The organism is Agrococcus sp. SGAir0287 (assembly GCF_005484985.1).
GTDB lineage: Bacteria > Actinomycetota > Actinomycetes > Actinomycetales > Microbacteriaceae > Agrococcus.
In genome coordinates this window covers 2,958,207-2,970,122 of sequence record NZ_CP027942.1, presented here as the reverse complement: position 1 = coordinate 2,970,122, position 11,916 = coordinate 2,958,207, and the positions used below count along the sequence as shown (strand labels likewise).

Here is an 11,916-nt window from a genome sequence, read left to right as displayed (position 1 = left end):
TGGCGACCGACTCCGCAGCCCGCGTCGATCCACAGGGTGCGCGGGCAGCCGCTCGAGCACGCGTCCCGCGCGTACCCTGGACGGATGGGTGTGTCGCTGACCGCGGAGCAGCAGGCGGTCTTCGATCGCATCGAGCTGACGCGCGACCACCTCTTCATCACGGGTCGCGCGGGCACGGGCAAGTCGACGCTGCTGCAGCATCTCGCGTGGCAGACGTCGAAGGCGCTCGCGATCTGCGCGCCGACGGGCGTCGCGGCCCTCAACGTCGGCGGGCAGACGATCCACTCGCTCTTCCGCCTGCCGCTCGGCCTCATCGGCGATGCCGCCATCGAGCAGACGCAGGAGACCCGCAAGCTGCTCAACGCGATCGAGACGCTCGTGATCGACGAGGTCTCGATGGTGAACGCCGACCTCATGGATGCCATCGACCGCTCGCTGCGACAGGCGAGGCAGCGGCCCGCGGAGGCGTTCGGCGGCGTGCAGGTCGTCATGTTCGGCGATCCGTACCAGCTCGCGCCCGTGCCGGGCGACGCCGACGAGCGCGCCTACGTCGCCGACCACTACCGGTCGATGTGGTTCTTCGACGCACGCGCGTGGCTCGAGGCAGAGCTGCACACCGTCGAGCTCGTCGAGATCCACCGGCAGGCCGACCTCGAGTTCAAGGTGGCGCTCAACGCCGTGCGCCACGGCACCGTGACGGCCGAGGTCGCGCAGCTGCTCAACGATGCGGGTGCGCGCACGCCACCCGAGGACGACATCCTCACGCTCGCCACCCGCAACGACATGGTGCAGCGCACGAACGCGCGCGAGCTCGCGCGCCTGTCCGGCTCGGTGCGCAAGGCGGTCGCCGAGGTGTCCGGCGACTTCGGCCCGCGGGCGCTGCCGGCCGACGAGGTGCTCGAGCTCAAGGAAGGCGCGCAGGTCATGTTCCTGCGCAACGACTCCCAGCAGCGCTGGGTCAACGGATCGATCGGCCGCGTCGTCGACATCGGCGCGACCGTGTGGGTCGAGGTCGACGGCGAGGACCACGAGGTCGAGCCGGCGGTCTGGGAGCGCTACCGCTACCAGTACTCGCCGGCGACGAAGGAGCTGCGGCGCGACGTCGTCGCCGAGTTCACCCAGTTCCCGCTGCGGCTCGCGTGGGCCGTGACGATCCACAAGTCGCAGGGCTCGACGTTCGACCAGGCGATCGTCGACCTCGGCTCGCGCGCCTTCAGCCCGGGGCAGACGTACGTCGCGCTGTCGCGGCTCACGAGCCTCGACGGCCTCTACCTGTCGCGGCCCCTGCGTCCAGCCGACATCATCGTCGACCAGCGCGTGCGCGAGTACATCTCGGAGGTGCGTACGAGGGCGCAGGCGGCGAGCGCCTGATCAGATCGGCGCGATCGGCTGCCGGAGGATGGTGCGCCGACGCTCGGGTGGCGTGCGCCGCGCGTCGGACAGGTAGATCTCGTGGTGCCGGCCCGTCATGCGGTGCCCGGAGGCTGGGATCGCGTCGTCGTGCATGTGCGCGAGCACCGCTGCCTCGTCGTCGAACGCGCCGACGTGGAGCGTCTGCATGCAGCGGCCCTCGATGAGACGCTCGAGGCGCACGTCGCCGAGGGTGGGCGCCGCGCGCCTGCGCTCGACCTTCGCGCGCGCCTGGTCGAGCGCGTCACGGTCGACGTGCTCGGGCACCACGATCAGCAACGTCCAGTGCCAGCGAGCCTTGTCGCGCTCGTGCGTGAACGCCGCCATGTCGTCGGCCCACCAGAGCCCCTCGAGCGGCATCACGACGAAGTCGCGGCCCTCGCGCCGCGCCGCCTGCTTCAGCGCGTACGCGAGCGGGAACAGCGCACCGACGGCGAGCCCGAAGCGCTCGGTCGCGTTCGGGTCGCCGTGCCCGTCGATCGACAGGGCCGTGAGTGGCGGCACGTCGAGGATGCGCAGCTCGCCCTCGCGGGCCCGGTACGCGTCGAGCTCGCGCTTGAGGTCACGGGGACGCGACGGGGCGTCGCTCATGTCCGCATCGGGATCGGCGTACGCGTGCGTGGTCTGCGGCGATGCCGGCTCGTGACGCGCCATCGCGCGAGCGCAGGGAGCCGCTCGGCTCGAGATCGGGGCCGGGGAGGTCGATGGCCGGCGTCGGCCATCGCGTCCTCCTCCGGGATCGCGCCATCCTTGGGTCGGTCCTCGACGGGTCGGATCTCGAGCGCGCCGCGATGCACCTCGGTGTGGTGGAAGCGGCAGAGCAGGATGCCGTTCGCGACGTCGGTGACGCCGCCGTCCGCCCAGCGCACGACGTGGTGCGTCTCGCACCAGCCGGCGGGTGCCGAGCAGCCCGGCGCCCGGCAGTGGCGATCGCGGGCGACGATCGCGCGTCGCTGGCTCGTCGAGAAGAGCCGCCTGCGGCGCCCGAGGCGCAGCACCTCGCCGTCGTCGCCCTGCAGCACGGGCTGCACGAAGGCGTCGCACAGCAGGGCCGCGGCGACCGCGACCGGCACGATGTCGCCCGATCGTCGCAGCCAGGGCCGGTCGTCGGGACTCGCGGGCTCGCCGTGGAGGGCATCGGCCGTCGTGACGATCGTGAGCGTCGCGGCCTCGCCGCAGACGCGCGGGGAGGCCGACGCGCCGTGGTGCGCGACGATCGCGGCGAGCGCGTCCATGCGTCGCTGGTCGAGCGTCCGATCGTCGCGCTCCTCCTCCGCCTCCGCGTCGCCGTCGCACGCCGCGAAGGTCACGCGTCGAGGCCGTACCTCGGCGTCGAGCACGGTCTGGATGGCGTCGCCGACCTCGGGGGTGCAGCGCAGCTCGCCGCGCACCGAGCCGTCGGCCATCCGACGCAGGCGCAGGAACCGACCGGCGAGCTGCTCGTCGTAGCGCGGCTCCTCGCCGTCGGGGTCGAGGTGGTCGAGCCACCGGCGCGCGAGCACCGAGAGCGCCTCGGGCACCTGCGGCGAGGCGTCCCCCTCCGCAGCGCCGATCGCGCGGGCGACGAGGTCGCGCTCGGCGATCTCGACGTCGGCCGGAGCGACGCGTGCGCCGCAGCGCTGCAGCGGCTCGACGATCGCGTGCGCCTGCGAGAGCGAGATCCAGCCCGCCGAGAGCGCTGCGGCGACGTGCGGGAACGGCACCGCGATCGTCGCGCCCGAGAGCGAGACGGTCGACCGCGTGGCGTCGGCGACCGCGCACAGCACGCGCGCCTCCCGCGAGCGGAGCCCGACGCGCTGCTGCAGCATCTCGGCGGCCGATCGGTGGCCGGCGCGCCGCACGAGGGCGTCGGCGGGCGGCAGGTCGTCCGAGCGTCGCGCCATCTCGGCCGTCGCGCGGGCGAGGGCCGCGTCGATCGCCCGGCGGCGCGCCGCGAGCTCGTCGACGACGGTCAGCAGCTCGGCATCGAGCAGCCCGGACCAGGACTCGCGACCGGCGAGGAGCGCGTCGACGACCGCCGTCTCGACCGTCGCCTCGTCGCGCATCCGCTGCCCCTTCGCCATACGAAGCATACCATGGATTCGAACGTATGTTCGAATCCATGCGACCTGTGGAAGGCGAATCGTGGCCGGAGGCGCCAGGACCGTCGCATCCGACTCAGTCGGCCGATTCGCCCGATCCGACGACGCGCGCGAGCAGGACATCCAGCTGCTGCTGCGCGATGGAGCGCATCGCGCCGACGACCAAGGTCGCCAGGAGCGTCGCTGCGCCGGCGGCGAGGAGCGCCAGGCCCAGCTCGCCCTGCGCGATGCGTCGTTCGGGCTCCTGGGACGCGTACGAATCGATCCCCTGGACCGCGAGCCACGTGCCGAGGATGACGAGCGCGATCGTCACGACCAGCAGGACGATCCCCGCGGGTGGGAAGCGCACGCGCGCCGGGTCTCGATCGGGATCGTCGCCGAGCGTGCTCATGAGCGGACCCTAGGCGCACCACGGGGCCGATCGGCCGCGCCACGCTCGAACCTCGAGTCGCGGCCGTTTGCGGCGAGCACGGACGAAGGGGCGCGGCCCACGTGGCCGCGCCCCTCCATCCGTCCTGCGCTACTCGTTGCCGATGCGCTTGTCGATCTGCTCGCGAGCATTCTGGATCGCGTCCGAGTGCTTGCCGCCCGTGACGTCGTCGATCTTGCCTGCGACGGCGTCGAGGACGGTGTCGCTGACCTCCTCGGCCTTCTCGCTCTGCAGGGCCTCCTCGATCTGCCCCTTGTTCTCCTCCACGAAGCCCTGCGCCTTCTTGGCGAGGTCGTCGAGCGCGCCCATGCTGACTCCTTCGGTCGGTGCCGCGGCTCACGACGAACGGCGGCCTGGGGGAGAGGCTATGCCCGGCCCGCGCCGAGCGGTAGGGCGGATGCGCGGACGCGGCGGCAGCAGGTCGCGCAGCTGGGCTGCCGCGTCGGTCACGCGTGCGCACGCGTCGAGAGAACGCTCGGGGAGGTCGGGCAGGTCGTAGCCCGCGTCGAGGCCGACGTGGCAGATCTCGATGCGCGCGAGGGCGGCGTCGAGCTCGTCGCGGAGCGCGCTGCCGGCGACGGCAGGGGCGGGAGCGCGCCGCACTGCCGCACGCAGCTGCCTGGACCGCTCGACCAGCGTCGCCGCGAGCGCAGGGCCCTCGAGCACCTCGTCCGTCCGGGTGCAGGTCAGCGCTGCCTCGGGCGCGTGGCACGAGCGCAGGGCTGCCGTCACGTGCGCGAGATGCGTCGCGAGTCCTCGCAGCAGCGCGCGGCGGGATGCGTTCGACGAGCGCGATGGGGCGTCGAGGTCGTCGAGGTCGCGCACCGTCGCCGCCAGGCGATCTAGCGCGGCGCCGATCGCCGCGACGAGGGCGTCGATCGCGTCGTCGCTCATGCCGCGACCGCCGCGCGCGCGACGGACGACGGGATGCGCTGCACAGTGCTCCAGGAAGTGTGTGGTTCGGCGGCCGAATCACCTGCAGCGCACCGACGTGGCCCGCGATCCCAGGAATCCAGCGGCCTCATCCTATCGAGACGATCGTGCGAGATGCTTCGCGTGCCGAGGCATCGACCCGCGCGCTGTGGCGACGTCAGGGCGACGTCGAGGCACGAGTCCTATCGTGTGCGCGTGGATCCGCTCGCGTTCGCCATCGCCCTCATGGTGCTCGGCGCGCTGCTCGTCGTGGCCGGGCTGCTGCTGCGCCCCATCTGGCGCGCGCTCGTCGCCCCGCTCTACCGTCGCCCCGACGCGCAGGAGCCCTCGCCGCTCGGCTGGCGCCTGCGCACCGCCATCCTCGTCGTCGGCGGCATCGCGACGATCGTCGGCGGAGCGCTGCTCGCGAGCGACCTCGCCGGGCGGACCGCGGAGGTGGAGCCGGCAGCGAGCGTGGCGACGTCCGCCGGCGAGGCACCCGACGCGTGCGCGTCGATCGTCGAGGCCGTCGCGCGGCCGGCCTCGCTGGACCTCGCCGACGCCGCGATCGCGGAGGCGGCAGCCGACGCCGGGTACGAGGTCGACCGGGAGTCGAGCGAGACGGAGGAGACGCTGCCGCAGCCGAGCGGCGAGGCCACGGTCGTCGTGCTCCAGACCAGGTGGACGGTGCTCGACGGCGACGCCGAGGTGGCGGCCTTCACCTGGACGAGCGACGCGGCGGGCGGCAGCGCGCGCTTCGACGCCGAGCCCTGCGACTGAGTCGCTCCGTTGCCGCGCGGACCCGAGCGCGTGCCCGTCGCGGCGTCGCTTGCACCGCATCCGGCGCTTGTCCAGCCCCACCGCCTGTGCGGCGCGCCGCGCTCGGTCGACCGTAGCGTCGAGGCATGCCGAAGCACGCCGCGTCGCCCGTCGATCCCGACGACCTGCCTGCGGAGCCGACCGTGACGCGCACCGACGACCCGCGACGCATCCTCGTGCTCGGCGCGACGGGCTACCTCGGCGGGCGGCTCGCGCCGCGACTCGTCGATCGCGGGCACACGGTGCGCGTGCTCGCGCGCAGCCCGCAGCGGCTCGCGGAGGTGCCCTGGGCGAAGGACGTCGAGGTCGTGGAGGGCGACCTCGCGGACCTCGACGCCGTGCGCGACGCGATGGAGGGCATGGAGGTCGTCTACCACCTCGTGCACTCCATGTCCGCAGGCGGCGACTTCGAGACCGAGGAGGCGCAGGAGGCGCGCAACGTCGCCCGCGCCGCGAAGGACGCCGGCGTGCGCCGCATCGTCTACCTCGGCGGGCTGCATCCCAAGGGTGAGCTCTCCCGGCACCTGCGCTCGCGCGTGAAGGTCGGCGAGATCCTGCTCGCCTCCGGCGTGCCGACGCTGGTGCTGCAGGCGGGCATCGTCATCGGATCCGGATCGGCCTCGTTCGAGATGATCCGACACCTCACGGAGGTGCTGCCCTACATGCCCGCGCCCAGGTGGGTGCGCAACTTCGTGCAGCCGATCGCGGTGCGCGACGTCATGCACTACCTCATCGCGGCCGCGACGCTGCCGGACGACGTGCACGGCGCCTACGACATCGGCGGCCCGGACGTGCTGCGCTACGGCCAGATGATGAACGGCTACGCGGTCGAGGCGGGCCTGCGCCAGCGGCCCATCGCGTCGTTGCCGGTGCTCACGCCGTGGCTCGCCTCGCACTGGGTGAACATCGTCACGCCCGTGCCGCGGCAGATCGCGGTGCCGCTCATCGGCTCGCTCGTGCACGACTGCGTCATGCACGACCATCGCATCGACGACGTCATCCCGCCGCCCGCCGAGGGCCTCGTGCCCTACCGCCGCGCCGTCGCGCTCGCCCTCACGCGCGAGCGTGACGCGGAGGTCGAGACCTCCTGGCGCGACGCATCCGGCGACGACGCGCCGCCGTCGGACCCGCTGCCGTCGGATCCGGAGTGGGCGGGCACGATCGTGCGCACCGACGAGCGCGAGCGCGACTCGTCGGCGCCGCCCGAGGCCGTGTGGCAGATGATCGAGGGCATCGGGGGCGAGAACGGCTGGTACTCGATGCCGCTGCTGTGGGCGGCGCGCGGGTGGATGGATCGCTTCGTCGGCGGCGCCGGGCTCGCTGGTCGCCGCGACCGCAAGCGCATCCGCGTCGGCGAGCAGGTCGACTGGTGGCGCGTGGAGGACCTGCAGCGCGGGCGGTCGCTGCGGCTGCGCGCCGAGATGCGCGTGCCCGGACGCGCGTGGCTCGAGCTGTCGGTCGAGCCGCGCGGCGACGGCAGCACGTATCGGCAGCGCGCGGTCTTCTTCCCGAAGGGGCTCTCGGGCCGGCTCTACTGGGCCGTCCTCATCCCCTTCCATCACTTCATCTTCCAGGGCATGGCGGAGCGCATCACGGCCGAGGCCGAGCAGCTCGCCACCGTGTCCTCCGATCCCGGCGACACGGGCGCGCACGGCGTTCGCGACGAGGGCGCCGCGGGCGAGCCGCGGTAGCGTGGCGGGATGGAGGAACCGGTCGAGCTCGTGGTGCTGGTCGACGACGACGGCACGCCCATCGGCAGCCATCCGAAGGCCACCGTCCACACGACGGACACCCCGCTCCACCTCGCGTTCTCGTGCCACGTGCGCAACGAGGCCGGCGAGGTGCTCGTCTCCCGTCGTGCGCTGACGAAGCGCACGTGGCCGGGGGTGTGGACGAACGCCTTCTGCGGGCATCCCGCGCCCGGCGAGGACATGGAGGAGGCGGTGCGCCGTCGCGCTCGCGACGAGCTGGGGCTCGAGCTCGGTCCGCTCGCGTCGATCCTCCCCGACTTCCGCTACCGCGCCGTCGATGCGGGCGGCATCGTCGAGCACGAGATCTGCCCCGTGTTCGAGGCCGTCGCGCTCGCCGAGCCGCTGCCCGACCCCGACGAGGTCGCGGAGGTCGCCTGGGTGGCGCCCGCCGCCCTCCGCGCCGCCGTCGCCGGGGCGCCGTTCGCGTTCAGCCCGTGGCTCGTCTGGCAGCTCGAGGAGCTCGGCCGGGACCTCGCCGCGGAGCCCGCGTGACCGCCGTCGGGAGGCGGTGATGGCCGAGGAGACCGGGCTCGAGCTCTACGCCCGCACCGCGCGCCGCTCGGCCGCTCTCGTCATCCGCGACTACTCGACGTCCTTCGGCCTCGCGTCGCGGCTGCTGACGCCCGAGGTCCGTTGGCAGATCGGTGCGATCTACGGCGTCGTGCGCCTCGCGGACGAGGTCGTCGACGGCCCGGCGGAGGCGGCGGGCGTGCCGGTCGACGAGCGCCGCACGATGCTCGATGCGCTCGAGCGCGAGGTCGAGGCCTCGCTCGAGCGTCGCTTCTCGACGAACCTGCTCGTGCACGCGTTCCAGGACGCCGCGTCGGTCGCCGCGTTCGGTCCCGAGCTCACGCGCCCCTTCTTCGCCTCCATGCGCCGCGACCTCGACCCCGTCGACCTCACCGACGAGGCCGAGCTCGACGCGTACGTGTACGGCTCGGCCGAGGTCGTCGGGCTCATGTGCCTCGCGGCGTTCCTCGCGGACGCTCCGCCGCCCGCCGACGTGCGCGAGCGGCTCGACGAGGGTGCGCGCGCCCTCGGCTCGGCCTTCCAGCGCGTCAACTTCGTCCGCGACCTCGCGGCGGATGCCGACGGCCTCGGCCGCCGCTACCTGCCGCAGCTCGACCCCGCGCATCCGACCGAGGAGGCGAAGCACGCCGTGCTCGACCGCATCGACGCCGACCTGGCGACCGCCGAGGCGACCCTGCCGCTGCTCCCGCGCGACGCGCGGCGCGCCGTGGGTGCCGCGCACGGGCTCTTCGCCGCGCTGTCGCGCCGCCTGCGCACGACGCCCGCCGATCGGCTGCGCCGAGAGCGCGTCCGTGTGCCGGGGCCCGAGAAGCTGCGCATCCTCGCCGCGGCGGCGGTGCGCTGATGGTCGGCGCACGTCGCACGGGGGCGCACGCGCGCCGTCGCGCCGTCGTCATCGGCGGCGGCATCGCGGGGCTGCACTCCGCCGCCCTCCTCGCGCGCGACGGCCATGACGTGACGCTGCTCGAGCAGCGCGACGCGGTCGGCGGTCGCATGGGCACGTGGCGCAGCGAGGGGTTCACCTTCGACACGGGGCCGTCGTGGCTGCTCATGGGCTCCGTGTTCGAGCATGCCTTCCGCATGCTGGGCACGACGATGGAGCGCGAGCTCGACGTCGTACGACTCGACCCCGCATACCGCGTGTGGCATGAAGGGGGCGCGCCGATCGAGCTGCGCTCGGAGCGCGCCGATGCCGAAGCGACGTTCGAGGCGATCGAGCCCGGCGCAGGCGCTGCGCTCGGCGCGTACCTCGACTCGGCGGAGCGCGTCGCCGAGCTCGCGGTCGGCGGCCTGCTCTACAACCGGTTCGAGTCACCCGCATCGCTGCGCGGCACGGGCGTCGTCGGCGAGGCGGCGACGCTGACGCGCCTGCTGCTCGAGCCGCTCTCGCGCCGCATCGAGCGCACGGTGCACGACGAGCGGCTGCAGCAGATCCTCGGCTACCCCGCCGTCTTCCTCGGCACGAATCCGTATGCGGCACCGAGCATGTACCACCTCATGAGCCACTTCGACCTCGTCGACGGCGTCGGCTATCCCGTCGGAGGGTTCGGCACGATCGTCGACGCGTTCGCGCGGCTCGCGCGAGCGCACGGCGCGACGATCGAGACGAACGCGCGCGTCACGAGCATCCGCGTCGTCGACGGCCGTGCCGTGGGCGTCGAGGTCGACCGAGGGGCCGGTACGGAGTCGCTCGACGCGGACGTCGTCGTCGCCGCATCCGACATGCACGCGCTCGAGACGCGACTGCTGCCCGAGCGCTTCCACGCCCATGGCGAGCGCCGCTGGGAGCGGGCGACGCCCGGGCCGAGCGCCGTGCTCGTGCTGCTGGGCGTCGAGGGTCGCCTGCCCGAGCTCGCCCACCACTCGCTGCTGTTCACGAAGGACTGGCGCACGGGCTTCCAGGCGCTCGACGGCACCGTGCCGTGGCCGGGCGGCGACGCGAACATCTACGTGTGCGCGCCGAGCCGCACCGACGCGACCGTGGCACCGGAGGGCTCGGAGAACCTCTTCGTGCTCGTGCCGCTGCCCGCGGACGCCTCCATCGGCCACGGCGGCATCGACGGCGCCGGCGACGCCGCCGTCGAGCGCATCGCCGACGACGCCATCGCGCAGATCGCATCCTGGACGGGCGCGACCGATCTCGCAGACCGGATCCGCGTGCGCCGCACGATCGGCCCGGCGGACTTCGTCGAGTGGTTCGACGCCTGGCGCGGCACCGCGCTCGGGCCGGCGCACACGCTGCGGCAGTCGGCCTTCCTGCGCGGCTCGACGGCGTACAAGGGCGTCGACGGGCTGCTCACCGCCGGCCAGTCGACCGTGCCCGGCATCGGCATGCCCATGTGCCTCATCTCGGCGGAGCTCGTGCTGAAGCACGTGCGGGGCGACCGCTCGGTCGGCCCGCTGCCCGAGCCGCCGCTCGACGAGGAGGAGCGCGCGGAGGGCACCGCCTCGTGACGCTGCTGTCGTTCGCCTACCTCGGCGCGCTGCTGGCGTCGATGGGGGGCGTGGCCCTCCTCGACCGCCGCTGGCGGCTCGCGCTGTGGCACGATCCGCGGCGCACGCTCGCCGCCGTCGCCGCGTCGACGCTCGTGCTGCTCGTCTGGGATCTCGTCGCGATCTCGATCGACCTGTTCCGTCTCGGCGAGAGCGCAGGCATGACCGGCATCGAGCTCGCGCCGCACCTGCCGATCGAGGAGCCCGTCTTCCTCGTCTTCCTCTCCTACCTCGCGATCGTCGCGTGGCGCGGGGCGATGCGCGTCCTCGCGGCGCGGCGACCGCGCACGGGGCCGGCGTCGTGACCTACCTGCTGCTCATCGCGATCTTCGGCGCCGCATCCCTCGCGCTGCTGCTCGTCGCGCGTCGTCGGCTCGCGCCCCGATCCGTGCAGGCGCTGCTCGCCGCGTTCGTCGCGCTGTCGGTGCTGACGATCGTCTTCGACTCGCTCATGATCGCCGCCGACCTGTTCTCGTACGGCCCCGGCACGACGGGCATCCTGCTGTGGCTCGCGCCGATCGAGGACCTCGCCTACCCTGCGGTCGCGCTGCTCGTCGGCGTCGCGGTGTGGTCGCTCGTGCCTGCCAGGCCGCGCGCGGGCACGGCGGACGAGGCAGAGGAGCGGGCGTGATCGGTCGGCTCGTCGCATCCTCGCGGCCGCTGTCCTGGATCAACACGGCCTTCCCGTTCGCTGCGGCGTACGTGATCGCCACGGGCCGCATCGACGTCGCGCTCGTCGTCGGCACCGTCTTCTTCCTCGTGCCGTACAACCTCGCGATGTACGGCATCAACGACGTCTTCGACTACCCCTCCGACCTGCGCAACCCGCGCAAGGGTGGCGTCGAGGGCGCGCTGCTCGCGCCCGAGCTGCATCGCCCGACGCTCGTCGCCTCCGCCGTCGTGTGCGCGCCGTTCGTCATCGCGCTCGTCGTGCTCGGGTCGTGGCCGTCGTGGATCGTGCTCGCGGTGAGCCTCGCAGCGGTCGTCGCGTACTCGGCGCCGCCGCTGCGCACGAAGGAGCGGCCCTTCCTCGACTCGATGACCTCGTCGACCCACTTCGTCTCGCCCGCGGTCTACGGCCTCGTGCTCGCGGGTGCCACCTGGACGCCGCAGCTCGTCGCACTGCTCGCCGCGTTCTTCCTCTGGGGCATGGCGAGCCACGCGTTCGGGGCCGTGCAGGACGTCGTGCCGGACCGCGAGGGCGGCATCGCGTCGATCGCGACGGTGCTCGGCGCCGCCCGCACGACGCGGCTCGCGATCGGGCTGTGGATCGGGGCGGGCGCGCTCATGCTGCTCACGGGCTGGCCGGGCGTCGTCGCCGCGGTGCTCGCCGTGCCGTACGTCATCGCCGCGTGGCCGTACCGATCGGTGTCGGATGCCGACTCGGGTCGTGCGAACGGCGGTTGGCGCTGGTTCCTCGGCATCAACTACGCGTGCGGCTTCGTCGTCACGATGCTCTGCATCGCATACGCGCTCACCCGCTGAGGGG

The 11,916-nt window shown here is 73.4% G+C and carries 14 protein-coding genes; 9 read left to right on the top strand and 5 right to left on the bottom strand.

Annotation, left to right across the window (positions count from 1 at the left end; all coding sequences use genetic code 11):
* Positions 1-84 precede the first annotated feature (84 nt).
* Positions 85-1,371 carry an ATP-dependent DNA helicase gene (locus C1N71_RS14215; protein ID WP_137757013.1) on the top strand — a complete coding sequence of 429 codons (1,287 nt, stop codon included), beginning with the start codon at positions 85-87 and terminating at the stop codon, positions 1,369-1,371.
* Here C1N71_RS14215 and C1N71_RS14210 read toward each other — a convergent pair whose 3' ends face one another.
* The 5 genes from C1N71_RS14210 to C1N71_RS14190 all read right to left on the bottom strand — a co-directional run bounded on the left by C1N71_RS14210 (position 1,372) and on the right by C1N71_RS14190 (position 4,815).
* Positions 1,372-2,001, bottom strand: a complete 630-nt coding sequence (locus tag C1N71_RS14210; protein ID WP_137757012.1) for a GyrI-like domain-containing protein — start codon at positions 1,999-2,001, stop codon at positions 1,372-1,374.
* Entirely contained in the window at positions 1,998-3,455 is a 1,458-nt protein-coding gene (locus tag C1N71_RS14205) for an HNH endonuclease signature motif containing protein (RefSeq protein ID WP_175414247.1), read from the bottom strand. Before C1N71_RS14205 ends, C1N71_RS14210 begins: the two co-directional genes overlap by 4 nt.
* 112 nt (positions 3,456-3,567) lie before the next feature.
* Positions 3,568-3,882, bottom strand: coding sequence for a hypothetical protein (locus tag C1N71_RS14200; RefSeq protein ID WP_137757010.1), 315 nt, complete (start codon positions 3,880-3,882; stop codon positions 3,568-3,570).
* 129 nt (positions 3,883-4,011) lie between these two features.
* Entirely contained in the window at positions 4,012-4,230 is a 219-nt protein-coding gene (locus C1N71_RS14195) for an antitoxin (RefSeq protein ID WP_137757009.1), read from the bottom strand.
* 27 nt (positions 4,231-4,257) lie between these two features.
* On the bottom strand, positions 4,258-4,815 hold the full coding sequence (locus tag C1N71_RS14190; protein WP_137757008.1) for a hypothetical protein: 558 nt from the start codon (positions 4,813-4,815) through the stop codon (positions 4,258-4,260).
* Between the two features lie 234 nt (positions 4,816-5,049).
* On the opposite strand from C1N71_RS14190, the gene C1N71_RS14185 reads away from it, so the two are divergent.
* From C1N71_RS14185 to C1N71_RS14150, 8 genes are all read left to right on the top strand, one after another.
* On the top strand, positions 5,050-5,613 hold the full coding sequence (locus tag C1N71_RS14185) for a hypothetical protein (protein ID WP_137757007.1): 564 nt from the start codon (positions 5,050-5,052) through the stop codon (positions 5,611-5,613).
* Positions 5,614-5,738: 125 nt separating this feature from the next.
* Positions 5,739-7,343, top strand: a complete 1,605-nt coding sequence (locus tag C1N71_RS14180; protein WP_137757006.1) for an SDR family oxidoreductase — start codon at positions 5,739-5,741, stop codon at positions 7,341-7,343.
* A 9-nt stretch (positions 7,344-7,352) separates the two neighbouring features.
* Entirely contained in the window at positions 7,353-7,895 is a 543-nt protein-coding gene (gene idi, locus C1N71_RS14175) for an isopentenyl-diphosphate Delta-isomerase (protein ID WP_137757005.1), read from the top strand.
* Positions 7,896-7,914: 19 nt separating this feature from the next.
* On the top strand, positions 7,915-8,778 hold the full coding sequence (locus tag C1N71_RS14170) for a phytoene/squalene synthase family protein (RefSeq protein WP_137757004.1): 864 nt from the start codon (positions 7,915-7,917) through the stop codon (positions 8,776-8,778).
* Entirely contained in the window at positions 8,778-10,388 is a 1,611-nt protein-coding gene (gene crtI / locus C1N71_RS14165) for a phytoene desaturase family protein (RefSeq protein WP_137757003.1), read from the top strand. Before C1N71_RS14170 ends, crtI begins: the two co-directional genes overlap by 1 nt.
* Positions 10,385-10,732, top strand: coding sequence for a lycopene cyclase domain-containing protein (locus tag C1N71_RS14160; protein WP_254678023.1), 348 nt, complete (start codon positions 10,385-10,387; stop codon positions 10,730-10,732). Before crtI ends, C1N71_RS14160 begins: the two co-directional genes overlap by 4 nt.
* Positions 10,729-11,058 (top strand): lycopene cyclase domain-containing protein, encoded by a 330-nt coding sequence (locus C1N71_RS14155; RefSeq protein ID WP_137757002.1) that lies wholly within the window; start codon positions 10,729-10,731, stop codon positions 11,056-11,058. The genes C1N71_RS14160 and C1N71_RS14155 overlap by 4 nt, the downstream gene beginning before the upstream one ends.
* On the top strand, positions 11,055-11,912 hold the full coding sequence (locus C1N71_RS14150) for a prenyltransferase (protein WP_137757001.1): 858 nt from the start codon (positions 11,055-11,057) through the stop codon (positions 11,910-11,912). The genes C1N71_RS14155 and C1N71_RS14150 overlap by 4 nt, the downstream gene beginning before the upstream one ends.
* The last annotated feature ends 4 nt before the right edge of the window (positions 11,913-11,916 follow it).

Coding starts and splice junctions, on each gene's coding strand:
- C1N71_RS14170 (WP_137757004.1), top strand. CDS start 7,915: ATGGCCGAGGAGACCGGGCTCGAGCTCTACGCCCGCACCGCGCGCCGC.
- crtI (WP_137757003.1), top strand. CDS start 8,778: ATGGTCGGCGCACGTCGCACGGGGGCGCACGCGCGCCGTCGCGCCGTC.
- C1N71_RS14180 (WP_137757006.1), top strand. CDS start 5,739: ATGCCGAAGCACGCCGCGTCGCCCGTCGATCCCGACGACCTGCCTGCG.
- C1N71_RS14200 (WP_137757010.1), bottom strand. CDS start 3,882: ATGAGCACGCTCGGCGACGATCCCGATCGAGACCCGGCGCGCGTGCGC.
- C1N71_RS14195 (WP_137757009.1), bottom strand. CDS start 4,230: ATGGGCGCGCTCGACGACCTCGCCAAGAAGGCGCAGGGCTTCGTGGAG.
- C1N71_RS14190 (WP_137757008.1), bottom strand. CDS start 4,815: ATGAGCGACGACGCGATCGACGCCCTCGTCGCGGCGATCGGCGCCGCG.
- C1N71_RS14215 (WP_137757013.1), top strand. CDS start 85: ATGGGTGTGTCGCTGACCGCGGAGCAGCAGGCGGTCTTCGATCGCATC.
- C1N71_RS14205 (WP_175414247.1), bottom strand. CDS start 3,455: ATGCGCGACGAGGCGACGGTCGAGACGGCGGTCGTCGACGCGCTCCTC.
- C1N71_RS14210 (WP_137757012.1), bottom strand. CDS start 2,001: ATGAGCGACGCCCCGTCGCGTCCCCGTGACCTCAAGCGCGAGCTCGAC.
- idi (WP_137757005.1), top strand. CDS start 7,353: ATGGAGGAACCGGTCGAGCTCGTGGTGCTGGTCGACGACGACGGCACG.